At 39.1% G+C, this 18,998-nt stretch carries 24 protein-coding genes and 1 other annotated feature; of the genes, 22 read left to right on the top strand and 2 right to left on the bottom strand.

Features of this window, described 5'->3' with window-relative positions; all coding sequences use genetic code 11:
• Positions 1-389: 389 nt before the first annotated feature.
• The 15 genes from A2J09_RS12185 (at position 390) to A2J09_RS12115 (ending at position 10,838) form a co-directional block, all read left to right on the top strand.
• Positions 390-1,409 (top strand): rod shape-determining protein, encoded by a 1,020-nt coding sequence (locus A2J09_RS12185; protein WP_012295469.1) that lies wholly within the window; start codon positions 390-392, stop codon positions 1,407-1,409.
• Positions 1,410-1,422: 13 nt separating this feature from the next.
• Positions 1,423-2,337, top strand: a complete 915-nt coding sequence (mreC, locus tag A2J09_RS12180; RefSeq protein ID WP_031419298.1) for a rod shape-determining protein MreC — start codon at positions 1,423-1,425, stop codon at positions 2,335-2,337.
• Positions 2,337-2,861 (top strand): rod shape-determining protein MreD, encoded by a 525-nt coding sequence (gene mreD, locus A2J09_RS12175; RefSeq protein ID WP_004226656.1) that lies wholly within the window; start codon positions 2,337-2,339, stop codon positions 2,859-2,861. Before mreC ends, mreD begins: the two co-directional genes overlap by 1 nt.
• A gap of 27 nt (positions 2,862-2,888) precedes the next feature.
• Entirely contained in the window at positions 2,889-3,557 is a 669-nt protein-coding gene (gene minC, locus A2J09_RS12170; RefSeq protein WP_012295466.1) for a septum site-determining protein MinC, read from the top strand.
• 1 nt (position 3,558) lies between these two features.
• A complete protein-coding gene (gene minD, locus A2J09_RS12165) occupies positions 3,559-4,356 on the top strand; it encodes a septum site-determining protein MinD (RefSeq protein WP_012295465.1) in 798 nt (265 codons plus the stop codon).
• Positions 4,357-4,444: 88 nt separating this feature from the next.
• The gene (locus A2J09_RS12160) at positions 4,445-4,999 is read left to right on the top strand and encodes a M23 family metallopeptidase (protein WP_031419297.1); all 555 of its coding nucleotides are present in this window, start codon (positions 4,445-4,447) and stop codon (positions 4,997-4,999) included.
• Positions 4,989-5,600 (top strand): zinc metalloprotease, encoded by a 612-nt coding sequence (locus A2J09_RS12155; RefSeq protein ID WP_031419296.1) that lies wholly within the window; start codon positions 4,989-4,991, stop codon positions 5,598-5,600. The genes A2J09_RS12160 and A2J09_RS12155 overlap by 11 nt, the downstream gene beginning before the upstream one ends.
• A 45-nt stretch (positions 5,601-5,645) precedes the next feature.
• Positions 5,646-5,727: a sequence feature (ribosomal protein L21 leader region), on the top strand.
• A 14-nt stretch (positions 5,728-5,741) separates the two neighbouring features.
• Positions 5,742-6,050 carry a 50S ribosomal protein L21 gene (gene rplU, locus A2J09_RS12150; protein ID WP_012295462.1) on the top strand — a complete coding sequence of 103 codons (309 nt, stop codon included), beginning with the start codon at positions 5,742-5,744 and terminating at the stop codon, positions 6,048-6,050.
• 16 nt (positions 6,051-6,066) lie between these two features.
• On the top strand, positions 6,067-6,423 hold the full coding sequence (locus A2J09_RS12145) for a ribosomal-processing cysteine protease Prp (protein ID WP_031419295.1): 357 nt from the start codon (positions 6,067-6,069) through the stop codon (positions 6,421-6,423).
• Positions 6,420-6,719 (top strand): 50S ribosomal protein L27, encoded by a 300-nt coding sequence (rpmA, locus tag A2J09_RS12140; RefSeq protein WP_004226673.1) that lies wholly within the window; start codon positions 6,420-6,422, stop codon positions 6,717-6,719. Before A2J09_RS12145 ends, rpmA begins: the two co-directional genes overlap by 4 nt.
• Positions 6,720-7,061: 342 nt before the next feature.
• A complete protein-coding gene (locus tag A2J09_RS12135) occupies positions 7,062-7,589 on the top strand; it encodes a Spo0B domain-containing protein (protein ID WP_031419294.1) in 528 nt (175 codons plus the stop codon).
• Positions 7,590-7,594: 5 nt separating this feature from the next.
• The gene (gene obgE, locus A2J09_RS12130) at positions 7,595-8,884 is read left to right on the top strand and encodes a GTPase ObgE (RefSeq protein ID WP_036162247.1); all 1,290 of its coding nucleotides are present in this window, start codon (positions 7,595-7,597) and stop codon (positions 8,882-8,884) included.
• 24 nt (positions 8,885-8,908) lie between these two features.
• Positions 8,909-9,364, top strand: a complete 456-nt coding sequence (locus A2J09_RS12125) for an ACT domain-containing protein (RefSeq protein WP_004226679.1) — start codon at positions 8,909-8,911, stop codon at positions 9,362-9,364.
• 181 nt (positions 9,365-9,545) lie between these two features.
• Entirely contained in the window at positions 9,546-10,424 is an 879-nt protein-coding gene (gene pheA, locus A2J09_RS12120; protein WP_012295456.1) for a prephenate dehydratase, read from the top strand.
• A 21-nt stretch (positions 10,425-10,445) separates the two neighbouring features.
• Positions 10,446-10,838 carry a thiol-disulfide oxidoreductase DCC family protein gene (locus tag A2J09_RS12115; protein WP_012295455.1) on the top strand — a complete coding sequence of 131 codons (393 nt, stop codon included), beginning with the start codon at positions 10,446-10,448 and terminating at the stop codon, positions 10,836-10,838.
• Between the two features lie 77 nt (positions 10,839-10,915).
• Here A2J09_RS12115 and A2J09_RS12110 read toward each other — a convergent pair whose 3' ends face one another.
• Positions 10,916-11,449, bottom strand: coding sequence for a transcription repressor NadR (locus A2J09_RS12110; protein ID WP_012295454.1), 534 nt, complete (start codon positions 11,447-11,449; stop codon positions 10,916-10,918).
• Between the two features lie 141 nt (positions 11,450-11,590).
• Here A2J09_RS12110 and A2J09_RS24545 point away from each other — a divergent pair, with 141 nt between their 5' ends.
• The 7 genes from A2J09_RS24545 to yajC all read left to right on the top strand — a co-directional run bounded on the left by A2J09_RS24545 (position 11,591) and on the right by yajC (position 17,986).
• Positions 11,591-12,577 carry a LysM peptidoglycan-binding domain-containing protein gene (locus tag A2J09_RS24545; RefSeq protein ID WP_036162243.1) on the top strand — a complete coding sequence of 329 codons (987 nt, stop codon included), beginning with the start codon at positions 11,591-11,593 and terminating at the stop codon, positions 12,575-12,577.
• Entirely contained in the window at positions 12,567-13,445 is an 879-nt protein-coding gene (locus A2J09_RS12100) for a phosphotransferase (RefSeq protein WP_308741248.1), read from the top strand. The genes A2J09_RS24545 and A2J09_RS12100 overlap by 11 nt, the downstream gene beginning before the upstream one ends.
• Positions 13,446-13,556: 111 nt before the next feature.
• A complete protein-coding gene (ruvA, locus tag A2J09_RS12095; protein WP_012295451.1) occupies positions 13,557-14,177 on the top strand; it encodes a Holliday junction branch migration protein RuvA in 621 nt (206 codons plus the stop codon).
• A 17-nt stretch (positions 14,178-14,194) separates the two neighbouring features.
• A complete protein-coding gene (gene ruvB, locus A2J09_RS12090) occupies positions 14,195-15,199 on the top strand; it encodes a Holliday junction branch migration DNA helicase RuvB (protein ID WP_036162238.1) in 1,005 nt (334 codons plus the stop codon).
• Between the two features lie 17 nt (positions 15,200-15,216).
• On the top strand, positions 15,217-16,257 hold the full coding sequence (queA, locus tag A2J09_RS12085; RefSeq protein ID WP_012295449.1) for a tRNA preQ1(34) S-adenosylmethionine ribosyltransferase-isomerase QueA: 1,041 nt from the start codon (positions 15,217-15,219) through the stop codon (positions 16,255-16,257).
• Between the two features lie 56 nt (positions 16,258-16,313).
• Positions 16,314-17,459: a tRNA guanosine(34) transglycosylase Tgt gene (gene tgt, locus A2J09_RS12080; protein ID WP_012295448.1), complete on the top strand. Its 1,146-nt coding sequence runs from the start codon at positions 16,314-16,316 to the stop codon at positions 17,457-17,459.
• 263 nt (positions 17,460-17,722) lie between these two features.
• Positions 17,723-17,986 (top strand): preprotein translocase subunit YajC, encoded by a 264-nt coding sequence (gene yajC / locus A2J09_RS12075; protein ID WP_012295447.1) that lies wholly within the window; start codon positions 17,723-17,725, stop codon positions 17,984-17,986.
• A gap of 89 nt (positions 17,987-18,075) precedes the next feature.
• Here yajC and A2J09_RS12070 read toward each other — a convergent pair whose 3' ends face one another.
• Complete coding sequence (locus tag A2J09_RS12070) at positions 18,076-18,915, bottom strand: polysaccharide deacetylase family protein (protein WP_031419289.1); 840 nt, start codon at positions 18,913-18,915, stop codon at positions 18,076-18,078.
• Between the last annotated feature and the right edge of the window lie 83 nt (positions 18,916-18,998).

Raw genomic sequence — 18,998 nt, 5'->3', positions numbered from 1 at the left:
AGCTTGATACACATTGTCTTATGAGAATAAAAATTATATGCTAATCTATACGTACTATTTTTAGTTTAAGAGGGAATTAAAATAGTATCTTTTCTGCGAGATAAAGTATGTGACACTACAAATTCTTGCGCTTTTCCGTTATAATGAAGGGTATGAATTTTATCTTGATTCAGGAAAGACTCCCATCGAAAATGATGGTGAGCTAAATAAGTGTGTAGTTTTTTCAAGGTGTGAAACACTAACTGATGAAGATAAAAACTTTGGCGGAGTGTTATGGGTTTTGAGGAGGAGTCAATTGTATTTTTATACAATTCAAATTCCTATACATGACTGTCAAAGATAATGGATGTCAATGAAAGTATGGCTTAAATAGAAAGGGAGTACACAATTTGTTTGGACTAGGAAGCAAAGATGTCGGGATTGACCTCGGCACAGCGAATACATTAGTGTTTATTAAAGGAAAGGGAATCGTTTTACGCGAACCTTCAGTAGTAGCAAAAAATACGAAAACGGGAGATATCGTTGCCGTTGGTAATGATGCTAAAAATATGATTGGTCGTACACCTGGCTCAATCGTAGCAATTCGCCCAATGAAAGATGGCGTTATCGCTGATTTCGATATTACGACAGCAATGATTCAGTATTATTTAAGAGAAGCCTCTAAAAATTCTGGCGGCAATTGGAAAAAACCAAATGTTATGATTTGTGTGCCTTATGGTATTACTTCAGTGGAACAACGTGCGGTTATTGATGCAGCTCGACAAGCGGGCGCAAAAGAGGCTTTCACAATCGAAGAGCCATTTGCAGCGGCAATCGGATCAAATTTACCAGTATGGGATCCAACAGGGTCAATGGTAGTTGACATCGGCGGTGGTACAACAGAAGTAGCTGTTATTTCACTAGGCGGTATTGTAACAAGTGAGTCCGTACGTGTTGGTGGGGACGCAATGGATCAATCTATCATTTCATATATCCGTAAAACGTATAATTTAACAATTGGTGAACGTACTGCAGAAGCGGTAAAAATGGAAATTGGTACGGCATTAGCTGAAGGACCAGAAGAGAAGATGGAAATTAGAGGTCGTGACCTTCTAACAGGTTTACCAAAAACAATTGAAATCTCTTCACAAGAAATTTCTGAGTCATTACGCGAAGCAGTTGCATCAATTATTGATGGCGTTCGAAAAACATTAGAACAGACACCTCCCGAATTATCTGCGGACGTGATGGAGCGCGGTATCGTATTAACTGGCGGTGGCGCACTATTAACAAACTTAGATAAAGTGATTAGTAAAGAAACAAATATGCCAGTATTTATCGCAGAAGATCCTTTAGACTGTGTAGCAATTGGTACGGGTAAAGCTTTAGATCATATGGACTTAATTCGTCAACAACAGGTTAAAGGGTAAGGAGGTTTAGGCAATGCCACATTTTTTTTTCAATAAGAAAGTAATTTTGCTGCTCGTAGGCATGGTTTTTCTTGTGGCATTGATTAGCTTCTCATTACGTGATCGGACGAATGCTACTTTACCAGAGCAAATTATTAAAGATACTGTCGGCGTCGCACAATCGCTTGTTGCGAAGCCGGCGAATTATGTTAATGGTATTTTTAATAGTATTGACTCCCTCTTAAACACGTACGAAGAAAATAAACGTTTAAAAGCACGCTTAGAAGATTTTGCAGTTGTACAAGCTGAGGCTACGGATTTAAAATCAGAGAATAAAAAGCTTCGTGAGCTTTTGGATAAAAGTGAGAGCTTAAAGGCGTATAATCCTATTCAAGCAACAGTGATTGCTAGAAATCCTGACCAATGGGAAGAGAAAATCATTTTAGACAAAGGATCTTCTCATGGAGTTCAAAAAAACATGGCAGTTATGACGGCGAAGGGGCTAGTTGGGAAAATTACACTAGTGACGCCTTTCACTTCTGAGGTAGAGCTTTTAAATACAAATAATCCTAACTATCGTGTTTCTGCAATGGTGTTAGGTGAAAAAGAAGCATACGGTTTAATCGAGGGCTTTGATGAAGAACGTAATGAACTCATTATGAAGCGAATCGATTCTAGTTTTAAGGTTAAAGAAGGCGAGCAGGTAGTTTCTTCAGGACTCGGAGGTATTTTCCCTAAAGGTGTTCCTATCGGAGAAATTACAGAGGTTAGTACAGATGATCACGGCTTAACAAAAATGGCGTATGTCAGACCATCTGCTGATTTTTCGATTTTAGAGCATGTTGTTATTGCTAAGCGTACATCTACAGTTATTGATGGTTCAGATGGTAGCTCAACGAACGAAGATTTAACAAACCCGCAAGATACGAATGAAGAGGAGGCGGAATGATGGTTCGTTTTCTCATTCCTTCTGTGGCGGTTTTACTATTCTTGCTAGAACCAGAGTTTGCGATGCTTTCTCCAATTGAAATTAAGGGGGAAGTGTATTTTCTAGTACCGCGTTTTTTAATCTTATATCTCATTTTTATCTCCATCTATTACAGCCGTCAACGCGCGGTAATGTATGGACTTTTTTTTGGTGTCTTGTATGATGTGTTTTACATTGATATTATTGGATTATATTCAGTTCTATATCCACTTATATGTTTTTTAGCAGGGTCTATCGTGAAAGTTATACATCAGCACTTAGTCGTAACAACAACTATTTCAGTTGTGTTAGTAGCCATTTTAGAATTTATACTCTATCAATTTTTCTTCTTGATCGATTTTACAGCAATACCTTTAGCAGATTTCTTACGTTCACGACTACTGCCAACAATCATTGCAAATGCTTTATTTTTAATGATTCTTGGTTGGGCCTTCAAGTATCTAATTAATGCGCGTGTCTTACAGAGAGCACGTGAGGTTTCTTAACAAAGAACAACGTGAGGTGAGGCATTCATGAAAAAACAATTAGTTAATATGAAGGGAACGAAGGACGGATTTGTACTGCGTCTTGACGACCAATGTGCTTATAGCGATTTAGTAGAAGAATTAAAGAAAAAAGTGTTAGAAGGCGGTATCGATGGTAAAGTAGATGTACAATTATACTTAGGCTATCGATACTGTACTGATGAACAGATCGATGAGCTTATCCATATTGTGCAAGAAACAGAGCAACTCATTGTAGCGAGTGTACAAAGCGAAGTACTGACTGTCCATGAAAGCAACCAGAAAATGATTGAAAGTCAACAAGATACATATTTAGGTGTGGTCAGATCAGGGCAGATTCTACGTTCGTCTGGGGACATTATCATTGTAGGAAATGTCAATCCAAACGGTCGGGTTGAAGCTGGTGGCAATGTGTATGTCTTAGGTAAACTAAAAGGAATCGTGCATGCTGGTGTACAGGGCAATAAGGAAGCAATCATTGCTGCCTCTCAATTTGAAGCTACGCATATTATGATTGCTGATCAAGTGGAAGCAATGTCAGATGAGCATGTGAAAGAAATTAATCAAGCAGAAATGACTTGTGCATTTATTGGTTACGATGGACGCATTACGTACGATCAAATTCACGCCTTAAAAAATATTCGACCATTGTTAAATGTGTCTAAGGGAGGAAGCTAGTGTGGGAGAAGCGATCGTCATAACTTCGGGTAAAGGTGGTGTCGGAAAAACAACGACATCGGCTAACCTTGGGACTGCATTGGCTCTACAAGGTAAAAAAGTATGTTTAGTTGATACAGATATTGGCCTGCGTAATTTAGATGTTATTTTAGGCCTAGAAAATCGTATTATTTATGACCTAGTAGATGTAGTAGAAGGGCGCTGTAAAATACATCAAGCATTGATTAAAGATAAGCGCGTGGATGATAAACTATTTTTATTACCTGCTGCTCAAACGACAGATAAAAATGCTGTTACCCCTGAGCAAATGAAGAGCTTAGTAGAGGAATTAAAAAGGGACTATGATTATGTATTAATAGATTGTCCGGCAGGTATTGAACAAGGCTATAGAAATGCCGTAGCAGGTGCAGATCATGCGATTGTTGTCACAACACCTGAAATTTCTGCTGTTCGAGATGCAGATCGAATTATTGGTTTATTAGAACAGGAAGACATAACTGCTCCTAAGCTCATCATCAATCGTATTCGACAACATATGATGAAGAGCGGTGACACTTTGGATGTTAATGAAATTACAACCCATTTGTCTATCGATTTATTAGGAATTATTGTTGATAGTGAAGGTGTTATTTCATCTTCCAATAAAGGAGAACCAATCGTAATGGACCCTGCTAATAAAGCATCTTTGGGCTATCGAAATATTGCACGTCGTATTCTGGGCGAATCGGTTCCATTAATGGCTATTCAAGATGAGCAAAGAGGTATGTTTTCAAAACTTAAATCATTATTTTCAAGATAAATTAAAACCTTTTCGTGCAATTGTGCGAGAAGGTTTTTTGCATGTTTGGACATGCAATCACATATAGTGTGGAAAAAAGGATGAGGGCTTGTTTAAAAAATGGAAATGGTTTATCACGATACTACTTGTGGCAGCAACTATGCTTGTAATTCGTTTAGAAGATCAGGGTGTAGTTGATACTCCTATTCGAAAAATGGTAACAACCTCGGCAGATTTAACGTACTTAAGTGAGCTAGGGCAAAGTTGGTTCGACAAAGAAAATGAAACCATTACAGTATCTAGTGATGTGGGGCAAGCAGATCTTTTAACATTTGCTAATGCCCAGGTTTTTAAAGAGGGATATTTATTGCAGTACGATGTTGGTTTACCAGTTTATGCCGGACAGAATGGTTTAGTCGTGTTCACAGGTCATACCAAATATACTGGTAAGACTATGACCATTAGTTATGATGATGGTACAACCGTCTCTTATGGCATGCTAGATAGCTTAGCACAGCTTCCGTATACATCTATACAGGCAAATGATTTGATTGGTATGAAAGAAGCTGGGCAACTTTATCTTTCCATTGAAAAGGGAGATAGCCATTACGATTTAGAGCAAATTGTACAATGGTTGGAAACGATGGAGACTAATGAAGATTAAATTACATCTTCTTTGTATTCCTCTCGTATTTGTCATGATTTTTAGTGGACAACTTGCTTATTACGCTATTATTTTTTTCTCGCTATTGTGGCATGAAGCAGGTCATTTATTAGTAGCTTTACTGTGCGGCGTAAGAGTGAAATCATGTGTTATTACACCTTACGGGGGGGAAATACAATTTGAAAATCCAGCGGTTGTGCAAGCATCGTCACTCCTATGGATTGCATTAGGAGGACCAATCGCTACTATCTTGGGGATTGGCCTCGCTTTTTTTATGCCTGAACTAATTGCAGGTAAGCTTATTAGTGTTCAACTTGTGCTATTATTAGTGAATATGATCCCCATCCTACCATTAGATGGTGGTAGGATATTGTTAGCGTGGTTATTCTTAAATTTTCCAAAAGCTCAAGTGGTGGAAGTGTATTATTGGCTGTCCTTCATAGTGGCCACTACATTATTTCTGATAACTTTAAATTTCCTACCGCAATCTATTTTTTTAGCAATTATTTGTTTATTCATTTGGCTACAAGTTTTAAAAGAATGGCGTTACCGAAAATATCGTATAGCTTTTGAAAAATATGTTATGAATAGATTGACTTAAAAAAAGCCGTGTGGTAATATTTTAATGTTATTGTTTGTAGCACCCGTGCTACTACAACCGCTCTGGGAAGGTATAAGTATCTTACTATAAGATCACCTTTATAAAACAGGCGAGTCTGAGTTTAAGAGGAGGTGCAGTAAAATGTACGCAATTATTGAAACTGGTGGTAAACAAATCAAAGTAGAAGCTGGTCAAGAAATCTACGTTGAAAAATTAGGCGTAGAAGCTGACGAGGTTGTAACTTTTGATAAAGTTTTATTCGTAGGTGGCGAAAACGTTAAAGTTGGTGCTCCATTCGTAGATGGTGCTACTGTAACAGCGAAAGTTGTTAAAGAAGGCCGTGCGAAAAAAATCGTTGTTTTCAAATTGAAAGCTAAAAAGAACTACCGTCGTAAACAAGGTCACCGTCAACCTTACACAAAATTAGTTGTTGAAGCAATCAACGCTTAATAGTGAGGTGTAGCGAATGATACAAGTTACGATTCATCATGATGAAAATAGACATGTGTCAGCATTCGAATTTTCAGGACATGCTGGGTACGATGAATCTGGGAAAGATTTAGTATGTGCAGGAGCATCTACCATTGCCATTGGTACTGTAAATGCTATTTATGCATTATTACAAATTCAACCAGAAGTCGAACAAGCTGCTGAAGGTGGAGGCTATCTTAAGGTGGATCTTCCAACAGATTTAGAGCCTGAAGTAGATGCAAAACTACAGTTAATTGTTCAAGTAATGACTGCCCAAGTGTATTCTATGGTGCAGAATTACGGACAATACATCCAAATCAACTACAACCAAGTAGGAGGTGGAACTCGATGAAATTATTATTAGCATTAGACCTTCAACTTTTTGCATCGAAAAAAGGGGTAGGTTCTACTAAAAACGGACGTGACTCTGAGTCTAAACGACTTGGTGCTAAACGTGCTGATGGCCAATTCGTAACTGGTGGTTCAATTCTTTACCGTCAACGCGGTACAAAAATTTACCCAGGTACAAACGTAGGTCGTGGTGGTGACGATACACTATTTGCTAAAGTTGACGGCGTTGTTAAATTCGAACGTTTAGGTCGCGATCGCAAACAAGTATCTGTATACCCAGCACCACAAGAAGCTTAATCTTTTATAAGATATCATAAAGCGGAGGACTGCATTTATTGCAGTCCTTTTTTTGGCTAAATTTCAGCCTCTTTCAACAGACGACTGTAGAATTAAACATGGATCAATAGCTCAAGGTGATGACGGTTTTCATTTTATTTCAGTAGAGTTAAAACCATCGAAATAAAGGAATTCTGTCTATGGTAGCCATGCCTTGAGGCAAGGACTAATCAACATCTTGTTGGTCCAAAGCAAACTGATTCTTTATTCAAATATGCTCAGGGATAATTGAATAAAGAATTAAGGGAAAAATACAGCAAAACTTGTTATACTAGTAAAGATAACTTTATTGGAGTGAATGGGATGAACAATCAATCACTAACCATTAGTGAAGTATTACGTTTTGCAAATCATGATTTTGTGAATCAACTGCAATTGATTCGCATGAATTTAGATTTAGGTAGAGTTGATGAATCAAAGGAACTTATTCAGCATTTTTCAGAACAGTTAAGAGTGTTTTCTATCCTCAATCGACTACAATTACCACAAACAATTGAATGGCTCCAAACAGCAGGATGGCGTTTCCCTTCCTTCACTTGGAAAATAAACGGCGAGATAAAAAAGCCTGTGACCAATGAGATTGATCAGGAAGTTGTAGATTACTTAAACAAAACAGTTATGCATGTTTATGATACATTAGATCCATTTACAGAGCAGATCCTAACGCTTGATGTACGTGTTGACGATCATACATTTGCCGTGACATTCACGCTAAATGGGTTATGGAGTGCTGATGCATTCACCGAAAAAGGTTTGAAACAATTCGACATTCAAACAATTGAGCAGACAAATACACGCTGGCAATATGTCTTGAGTGCAAATAGGGAGTGAACTAAATGTTTGTCGATCACGTAAAGATTTATGTTAAAGGTGGAGACGGCGGAGATGGCATGGTTGCCTTTCGCCGAGAAAAATATGTACCGAATGGTGGTCCAGCTGGTGGAGATGGTGGACATGGCGGGAATGTCGTATTTGAAGTAGAGGAAGGCTTACGTACGTTAATGGATTTCCGCTATAAACGCCATTTTAAAGCACCGCGTGGCGAGCATGGTATGAGTAAAGGCATGCACGGTAAAAATGCGGAAGATTTAATTGTTAAAGTTCCACCAGGTACAGTGGTTATGAATGAAGAAACAAATGCTGTTATTGCTGACTTAGTCGAGCATGGGCAAAGAGCCGTTATTGCGAAAGCAGGGCGAGGTGGACGTGGAAATTCTCGCTTTGCAACACCTGCCAACCCAGCGCCAGAACTTTCTGAAAAAGGTGAGCCAGGACAAGAATTAAATGTTATATTAGAGTTAAAAGTTTTAGCAGATGTAGGATTAGTTGGTTTCCCAAGTGTTGGTAAATCAACACTTTTATCTGTTGTTTCTGCTGCTAAGCCAAAAATTGGTGCGTATCATTTCACGACAATTGTACCGAACTTAGGCATGATTGAAACAGATGATCACCGAAGCTTTGCGATGGCAGATTTACCAGGGCTAATTGAGGGAGCTCATGAAGGGGTAGGATTAGGCCACCAATTTTTACGACATATTGAACGTACACGCGTTATTGTCCATGTGATTGATATGTCAGGAATGGAAGGTCGCGATCCATATGAGGATTATTTAACAATCAATGAAGAACTAAAACAATATAATCTTCGGTTAACAGAGCGTCCACAAATTATTGTAGCCAATAAAATGGATATGCCAGATGCAGAGGAAAACTTAACAGCATTCCGCCAAAAGGTAGGGGAAGACGTTCAGATTTTCCCAATTTCTGCTGTTTCTCGTCAAGGATTAAAAGAGCTATTGTTTGCTATTGCGGATCTATTAGAAGTAACGCCTGAATTCCCACTGTATGATGAAGTAGAGGAACAATCAGACGCAACGGTTATGTACAAGCATGAGGCAAAAGGTGAAGATTTTGAAATCACTCGTGACGATGATGGTACATTTATTATTAGTGGCTATGCCATTGAACGTTTATTTAAAATGACGGACTTTAGCCGTGAAGATGGAATACGTCGTTTTGCTCGTCAATTGCGTGCAATGGGTGTGGACGAGGCTCTACGTGAACGTGGAGCACAGGATGGCGATACAGTTCGCCTACAAGAGTTTGAATTTGAATTTGTCGATTAAGACATGAGTTTTAGGGGGAAGCGTATGAAGAATGTTGCGAATCAGCGATATTATTTAGTTCGTGAGGATGTTTTAACGGATGCAATGCAAAAAACTTTGGAGGCGAAACACTTATTATCAAGTGGTTCAGTATCTTCCATTTGGGATGCGGTAAAGCAGGTGGATTTATCGCGAAGTGCGTTTTACAAATATCGTGATGCGGTTTTTCCTTTTCATTCAATCGTGCAGGAACGCATTTTAACAGTCTTTTTACAGCTTCAAGATAGAAAAGGAACACTTGCTAAGCTTCTAGAAACTGTGACAATTACACATTGTAACGTATTGACGATTCATCAAACAATCCCTATTCAGGGACGTGCCAATGTTACATTATCACTAGATGTAACAAGTATGACATGTGATCTTGATGACCTAATCCAGCAATTAAAACGGTTAGATTTTGTTGAGTCAGCGGAAGTCATTAGTTCTGGTGCTTTATAATCATAGTAAGGTGTTCGATCCTTTAATTTTTGACAAAAATGACAATTATCGTGTTTAATAATCCATATGCTCTTGAAGCACTGGAGTAATAATACGATACCAAAGCTCAAATAAGGAGCTGTCCCTCAGTGATACATCATCGCTAGGGACTGCTCCTTATTCCATAAAGGAGGTTTTTGCAATGACAAAGCAACAATGGAGAAATCGAATCGCATATTTAGGACCGGAAGCATCATTTACATACTTAGCAACAAAGGCTACTTTTCCAAATGAGTGGCTTGTACCCTGTGCAACGATTCCTGAATGTATTGAGGCAGTAGCAGAGGGAAAGGTAGATCTAGCCGTTGTACCATTAGAAAATGCCTTAGAAGGTTCAGTTACGCTTACACTTGATTATTTATTCCATGAAGCATCACTATATGTAACAGGTGAATTATTACTGAAAATACAGCAGCATTTAATGGTCAATAAAGCACAAAAAGATAATTGGCAGTCCATTGAAGGGGTCTATTCCCATCCACATGCTCTAGCACAATGCCATAAATATTTATTTTATCGTTTCAGTCATGTACCACTACAACAAACAACTTCAACAGCAGCTGCCGCAAAATACGTATCTGAAAACCCAGAACAATGTATAGCAGCGGTTGGAAATGCAGCTGCCGCAGAAAAATATGACCTTGAAATAGTAGAGTCCAATATCCATGATTTCCATTTTAACCATACTCGTTTCTTTGTTCTGTCTAAGCAAAACCAACGATTGCCACAAGAACTTTCAAATGGGCAAGCGAAAACAACTTTAATGATTACATTGCCGACTGACCGTTCAGGGGCATTGCATCAAGTGCTATCTGTCTTTGCATGGCGTCAACTGAATTTAAGTAAAATTGAATCGCGTCCATTGAAAACAGGACTAGGGGATTATTTCTTCATGATAGATGTGTTAGCGGATGAAAAAGTACCGATGATGCGCGGTGCAATGGAAGAACTAGCTGCACTAGGTTGCAAAGTAAAGTCACTCGGTACATACTTTACGTATCTTACGTCTGACGAAGCATAATAGCTATAAGGGGGAAATAGAATGCGTGGGATTATTTTATTTGATGGTATTTGTAACTTTTGTGATAGCAGCGTTCAATTTATTATCAAACATGATCAAGCAGGCTATTTTCAATTTGCTTCGTTACAAAGTGATGTCGGGCAAACATTGCTCCGACAGTTCAAAATATCTGAGAATATAGATAGTGTAATCCTCATTGAAAATGGGAAAGCATATGTTGAATCGACAGCAGCCTTAAAAATATGCAGAAATTTGGAGAAGATTTGGCTTTGTTATTATCTTTTCATCCTAGTGCCTCCAATTATTCGCAATGCGTTGTATAGAAGGTTTGCTAAGCACCGCTATCGTTTATTTGGTACAAAAAAGGAATGTCTATTACCTACACCTTCACAAAGACAACGATTTCTTTCCTAATAGGTTGGGGTAAAGGGAGAGGAATACTCGAAACACACATTGAAGCACAGTATGAGCAAATACTGTGCTTTTTTATTTTATTGGTCTGTTACCAAATAGCCCTTTTTTTGTAAGGCTTGTTCAATTAACGTTAATACTTCAACAGAGGGGGCTGTAATGACATGAAGATGAATGCCACCCGTTAGTGCAGATAAGTAATTAGCCTGAGTGGCATTAACCCGTTCGATAAATTGTGTTACCTCATGACGGTTTGACACCATGATTGAGGCAGTTAACTCACCATAAATAGGATGTTCAACCATAACATTTTTGACTGTGCCACCACAATCTACAATCGTCATTAGCTCGTCCTCTGTTTGTTCAGATGTGTGTATGCATGGAAATGTGCGTTCAACAGTTTGCTGTAATTGTTCCTGATGCATATAAAGATAACCCTGACTCGTAGCGATAATGGGTTCGTTTCTTGCCTTTAATAAAGTCATATCATTGACGATAACTTGCCTAGAAACATTGGCGAATTTAGCTAAGTCTGTCCCTGTTATAGGTGTTTTACTTTTTTTTAATTGCGCTAATAGTTGCAGTCGGCGTTCCTCGCCTAACATTTTTTTCATAAGAGATCACCTCTGCCCGTAATAATGGAAACAGTATTCCCTATAGGTTAGTGTACCATGAAGCATTTCTAACTTGTTGAAATTTTTGTATCCAAATGAAACATTGAACATATGATACGTAGAGAGGAAGGGAGGAAAAAATTGCGTATTCATATTGTTCAAAAGGGAGACACATTGTGGAAGATTGCGAAAGAGTACGGCATTTCGTTTGAAGATTTGAAGCGGCTCAATGTCCATCTTGCCAACCCAGATTATATTGTCCCGGGCATGGAAATTATTTTGCCTGAAAAAATAAACAAAGAGCCACATAAAGAAATGCCAAAAAAGGAATCACAAATGCATAAGGAGACACCTAAGGAAGTTCCGAAAAAAGAGGTACAGAGACCAATGCCACCGCCACCACCAATTGTACCACCTGCTCCAATGCCAATGCCTGAGCCACAAATGATTCCAATACCTATACCAATGCCAATGCCAATGCAGATGCCACAACAACCGATGTGGGTTCCACAGCCTGTAGAAATGAATTGGCACCAACAGGTAGTCATGCCACAAGTAGAGCAAACAGTCACAACACCACCACCAGTACAAATACAGCCAGCGCCGCCACCGCCACCACCACCACCAGTAGCGAAGCCAATGCCACATCCAGTACCACAACCAGCACCACCAATGCATATCATGCCACATCCAGTACCACATTGCTCAAGCTGCCATCAACCAATTTATCATCAAATGTGGTGGCCAATGCCAATGCAGCCACAGGCCGAGCAGTATATGATGCCGCAGCAGCCGATGTCCTTTGAGATGCCAGAAAATAAAATGGGCGAGATGGAAGACTTCTTAGAGTCTACATCACCATTTTTCCACACGCCTAATCAACAAATGCAGCCACAATTTAATATGATGCCTGACATGAACATGGGCAAATCATGTGGCTGTGAAGCACAATCATGTGGCTGTCAATCACAACCAATGCAGATGCCAATGCCTGCATGGCAAATGGATCCGTGTCATTGTCCACCACCACCATGCCCAACGCATTGTCCACCGCCATGCCCGTCATCAGTAGGACCTTGGATGTCACCGCATTATTTCCCAGGCGGGATGACGCCTTATCGATGGTGAAAAAGCGTATATTGTCGAAGAGGTAAAATCAAATATTTGGAAATATAGGTATCGATCGAATACTTACTTTGTCAAACGAGCAAAACAACTAGAAATTGCAGAGAAGGTAAGAACAATTCATCGCCAGCTAGGTCGAATTGAACCTAATCTTATCCTACCATTAGTCCAAAGTGACGATGAGCAGCTAATTGTGCAAGAATGGCAAGAAGGTAGCCATGGTGCCAATTTTGCTCATAAAAAGGATCGCAGGGAATCTCTTCAACTACTAATAGCTTTACATGACACATATAAAAAAGTTGCTTGGCAACGCTTGCCTGGCTTGCATACCTATTCACAACTTTTAAAATGGCAAATGCGTCATATGCGTTTTAAAAGCAGAAGAAATGAGTTTCGGGCTTTCTTAACAAAAGAAGAGATCGATCAAATATTGCATTATAGTGATAAATCGCTGCAGTTAATTGCGCTGGAAGATGTAGCCGAAAAAGAAATTACACTATTGCACGGGGATGTCGTGCATCATAATTTTTTATGGTGCACGGATGGACAATTGCGTTTAATTGATTTTGATTTGGCACATCTTGGAGAAGCGGATGACGAGTATATTTTATGGTTGCATCGGGTGCTACCTGCAGTTGATTATGATTTAGCCAAAGTCTTTGCGGAGTTACCAGAACTGAAACGGCTTGATAAAAGAAAGCTTCATCGTTTAAAATATCCGAATGAACTATTAAGGGAATGGCTTTTCGCTGTGGATTTACCCCTTGATCAGCAACTAGTATTTTTAGATTATTTAGTACCATTTACTAAACGAGCCCTCACCTATTGGCCAAAACTGTGGTACGATATTGATAGATTTGTGAAGAAATGACCGTCATTTGGCGGTCATTTTTGTCTTGAACAGCGTTTTGAACAGGACTTTCTGTCGAGCATTCGTTCGCTATATGCTATAATCGAAGACGATGATTGTGAGGGAATATAGATGTATGATTATTTAAAAGGACTAATTACTCGTATTACACCAGAATATATTGTGCTAGAACAAAAGGGTATTGGCTGGCAATTGAATACGCCCAATCCGTTTGCATTTCGAACATCAGCCATGGAGCAACAAATTTATGTTCATTTGCATGTACGAGAGGATGCACAAGTGCTTTATGGTTTCCCAAATCTAGATCAACGCGAGCTTTTTCGAAAGTTAATTTTAGTATCTGGAATAGGTCCTAAGGGAGCGCTGGCTATCTTAGCGACTGGCAACCCACAGCAGGTTATAAGTGCGATTGAACGGGAAGATGAAACGTTTTTAGTGAAGTTCCCAGGAGTAGGTAAAAAAACTGCTCGTCAGATGATATTAGATTTAAAAGGCAAGCTAGGCTCTTTATTAGAGACAATCGAACTGCCGAGTACAGAAGATGAGCTGCCATTGTTTGGCGTTCATCCTTATAAACACGAATTAGAAGAAGCAATACTTGCTTTAGCGGCACTTGGTTACTCTGAAAAGGAGCTCGAAAAAATTCGCCCACTGCTTGAGGATAACGACAAGCTGGAAACGACAGATGCCTATATGAAACAAGCGTTACAACTATTATTAAAATTAAAATAAGGAAGGAGGGAAGAGGCATGTCTGAACGTATGATGGCTAGTGAGGCAAGTGGCTATGATGAACAATTTGAATTATCTTTACGCCCGCAAAGGTTAGCCCAATACATAGGGCAACATAAAGTAAAGGAAAATTTACAAATTTTCATTGAGGCAGCAAAACTTCGGCAGGAAAGTTTAGATCATGTGCTGTTATATGGGCCACCAGGGCTTGGCAAAACAACATTAGCTGTTGTTATTGCAAATGAGATGAGTGTCAATGTACGCATGACAAGTGGTCCTGCAATTGAACGTCCAGGAGATTTAGCAGCGATTTTAAGTTCACTAGAGCCTGGTGATGTTTTATTTATTGATGAGATTCATCGATTACCTCGTGCCATTGAAGAAGTGTTATATCCAGCAATGGAGGACTTCTGTTTAGATATTGTTGTGGGAAAAGGTCCTGAAGCACGTTCTGTACGCCTTGATTTACCTCCCTTTACCCTTGTAGGTGCTACAACCAGAGCTGGTGCCTTATCAGCACCTCTAAGAGATCGCTTTGGTGTTTTATTACGCTTAGAGTACTATGATGATATTTCCCTTGCTGAAATAGTTGCTCGCAGTGCTCATTTATTTGAGGTAGAAATTGAGCAAATAGCAGCAATGGAAATGGCGAAACGCTCTCGTGGCACACCTCGAATTGCCAATCGCTTATTGAAACGAGTACGAGATTATGCACAAGTGCTTGGAGATGGTATGATAACGGAGGGCATTGCAAAGCAAGCGCTAGAGCTGTTACAAGTCGATCCAAGAGGGCTTGATCACATTGATCATAAACTTGTCACTAACATGATTGAGCGCTTTCGAGGAGGTCCTGTGGGCTTAGATACGCTTGCAGCATCGATTGGTGAGGAACGGGTGACTATAGAAGATGTATATGAACCCTATCTCATGCAAATTGGGCTTATTCAACGTACACCACGAGGAAGAGTAGCGACACATTTAGCCTACGAACATTTTGGATATGAGTATCCCCAACAAACATAAAGAAGGAAGTTTTTTTCATGCGTGTAGAAGATTTTGATTTTGAATTACCAGAGGAGCTTATTGCTCAAACACCTTTAGTAGATCGGACAGCTAGTCGATTAATGGTCGTAACACCTGGCTCAAATGAAGTAGAGCATCAACATTTTGCTCATGTCTTAGAGGAGTTACGTACTGGAGACTGCCTTGTGTTAAACGATACAAGAGTCTTACCTGCTCGCTTAATGGGTGTAAAAGAGGAGACAGGTGCCCATATAGAGGTACTATTATTAAAGCAATTGCCAGGTACAGATGAGTGGGAAACACTTGTAAAACCAGCAAAACGTGTAAAAGTAGGGACAGTTATTACATTTGGAGATGGATTGTTAACAGCTACTTGTACAGGTGAGCTTGACCATGGTGGACGAACATTTGAATTTCATTATGATGGAATCTTTTTTGAAATACTAGAGCAGCTTGGTGAAATGCCATTACCGCCTTATATACGAGAAAAATTAGAAGACAAAGATCGCTATCAAACGGTCTATGCGAAAGAGCGTGGGTCAGCTGCTGCTCCAACGGCCGGGCTCCATTTTACAGAAGAATTATTAGAACAAGTAAAGGCAAAAGGGGTAGAGGTTGTCTTTATTACACTTCATGTAGGACTTGGAACATTCCGTCCAGTTAGTGTAGATTCTATTGAAAACCATGAAATGCACGCAGAATTTTATAGTGTGACGGAAGAAGCAGCAGACACGATTAATCGTGTAAAGCGTAATGGCGGGAAGATAATAGCTGTTGGGACTACCTCTACACGTACATTGGAGACAATTGGCTCTAAATATGATGGTGAGGTACGAGCAGAACAAGGTTGGACGTCTATTTTCATCTATCCAGGCTATACTTTTACCGTGGTAGATGGTTTAATTACAAACTTCCATTTACCAAAGTCAACCCTTGTTATGCTAGTGAGTACGCTAGCCACTCGTGAAACTATTTTAAGTGCTTATCAGCAAGCTGTAGAAGAAAAATATCGCTTCTTTAGTTTTGGTGATGCTATGTTTATTCGACCAAAAGAATAAAAAAGAAAAAATCGGAGTACTGTTTTTACTTCAGATCAGAGAGGATTTTTATTTTTATGACACAACCAGCTATTCGCTATGAATTACTTCATACATGTAAACAAACAGGAGCACGTCTTGGCATTGTGCATACACCACACGGCTCTTTTGAAACACCAGCATTTATGCCTGTTGGAACACAAGCAACAGTTAAAACAATGTCACCAGAGGAATTAAAAGAAATGAATGCTGGTATTATCTTATCCAACACGTATCATTTATGGCTTCGTCCAGGCAATGATATCGTTAAGGAAGCAGGCGGACTGCATAAATTTATGAATTGGGATAGACCCATTTTAACAGATTCAGGTGGTTTCCAAGTATTCTCCCTAAGCCAGTTCCGCAAAATTGAAGAGGAAGGCGTACATTTCCGTAACCATCTTAATGGGGATAAATTATTCCTAAGTCCAGAAAAAGCGATGGAAATTCAAAATGACTTAGGCTCGGATATCATGATGGCTTTCGACGAATGTCCACCGTATCCTGCAACACATGAATATATGTTGCAATCGGTAGACCGTACAACACGTTGGGCAAAACGCTGCAAAGAAGCCCATAGTCGTCCAGAAGAACAAGGGTTATTCGGAATTATTCAAGGTGGTGAGTATGAGGATCTACGCCGTCGTTCTGCAGAAGCATTAGTGGAGTTAGATTTCCCAGGCTACGCGATAGGAGGACTATCTGTTGGTGAACCAAAAGATATCATGAACCGTGTTCTTGAGTTCACAACACCGTTAATGCCAGCAAATAAACCTCGATATTTGATGGGAGTGGGTTCACCAGATTCATTAATCGATGGAGCTATTCGTGGTGTTGATATGTTCGACTGTGTTCTACCAACACGTATTGCTCGTAATGGTACACTGATGACATCAGAAGGTCGTTTAGTCGTAAAGAATGCAAAATATGCTCGTGACTTTGGGCCGATTGATCCGAACTGTGATTGCTATACATGTAAAAACTATTCACGTGCTTATATTCGTCACCTGATTCGCACAGAAGAAACGTTCGGTATTCGTTTAACGTCTTATCATAACTTACACTTCCTGTTAAAGCTAATGGAACAAGTGCGTGAGGCAATTCGTCAAGATCGCTTAGGTGATTTCCGAGAAGAATTTTTCGAGAAATATGGCTTTAATGGACCAAATGCGAAAAACTTTTAATTAATTACTTTTCTAAGGATAATAAAGTGAACGAGTTTTTTCATAAAAAGGGACATTAGAAAACCTCTAATGTCCTATATTACTTGCCATAGTATGGCAAAATCATTCAAAACTTTGTAAAAAGTGAATATTTCTAGCAAAATATTGTCAATCATAGAAAAAATATTAGTAAATGAGAAAATTTTTGGGCTTGTCCATCGCTTTTTAATGGTGGAATAGTCTATACTAAAAAAGTGAGATTTGGAAAGGGGGCAAGAAGTAATATGGATCAATTATTAGGCTTAGCACCGATATTATTAATGTTCGTTGCTATGTGGTTTATCTTAATCCGTCCAGCTAAAAAAAGACAGCAGGAAACACAAAATATGCAAGGTAGTTTGCAACGTGGAGATAAAGTCATTACAATCGGTGGCCTGCATGGTGTCATTGATGCAATTGAGGACACAGCAGTAACATTAAAAATCGCTGATAATGTACGTGTAAAATTTGACCGTCAAGCAATCGGACGAGTTGAGAAAGACATTTAAACATTATAAAGAAAAAGGCTTACAATAGCTATATTGTAAGCCTTTTCTTGTGCGCTGAAGCGCAAGGGAGGGGTATATTCCTCCTGTCACTATTTCATTGTATTTATTTTATGAATTAAGTCGGGACCTGAATCATTGCCATTTACAATAATTCTACTTAATGTGAATAATCCATCGCCCTTTTTAACACTTTTATTCTGAATAACAAAGCCCATCTTAAAACCAGCCTCCTGTGCAATTTTAATGGTGGCAGCAGATTGAATACCGTATGGATAGCTAATGGCGATGGGCTCGTAGCCTAATTTTTCTTTAATTATTTTTCGGGAGTGAATAAAATCATTTCTGACTCTAGCCTCGTACTGCTGCTGGCTCTCTAATTGTCCATTCAAATAGCTTGGACCGTAAATAGCCCCATTCAGTCTGCCGAATTTTGAAGGTAATTTATAATGGGAGTCCCAAGTATGGCTTTGAATCGTTATATAATCTTGCATTTCTTTTAATTGATCCCAGTTCATCTTGGCAATTTCATGTGGATAGGCAAAATCTTTACTTGTATCGACTATTCGGCTTGCAATAACAAAAATTTCCGCATGTATGTCATATTTTTTCAAAATCGGATACGCCATTTCGTAATTGCTGAGATAGCCATCATCGAAAGTAATTAATATAGGCTTTGCGGGTAATTTGCTTTGGTTAGTCAAGTAATCGTGTAATTCTTTGACAGAAATCGCATGATAACCTTCTTCCTTAAGGGACCTCATTTGTTTCTCAAAATTATTGGGTGAAATAACTGTATTATTGTTTATATTTTCCGCTAAATGGTGGTACATAAGAACGGGTATATTCTGTTCTTGGTATCCATAAGTAAGAAATGGATGAGTAAACAGAACAATATAAACAACAACGAAAGCAATTATTTTCCTTATCATTTTCTCACCTTTTTGCTGTTTATAGTCTTAACTGTTTCGTTCTTTATATTTTGTACGAACAACTACGGACTATTCCTTGTATT

It is taken from the genome of Lysinibacillus sphaericus, from assembly GCF_001629735.1.
GTDB classification, from domain to species: domain Bacteria; phylum Bacillota; class Bacilli; order Bacillales_A; family Planococcaceae; genus Lysinibacillus; species Lysinibacillus pinottii.
This window is presented reverse-complemented; position numbering and strand designations above follow the sequence as displayed.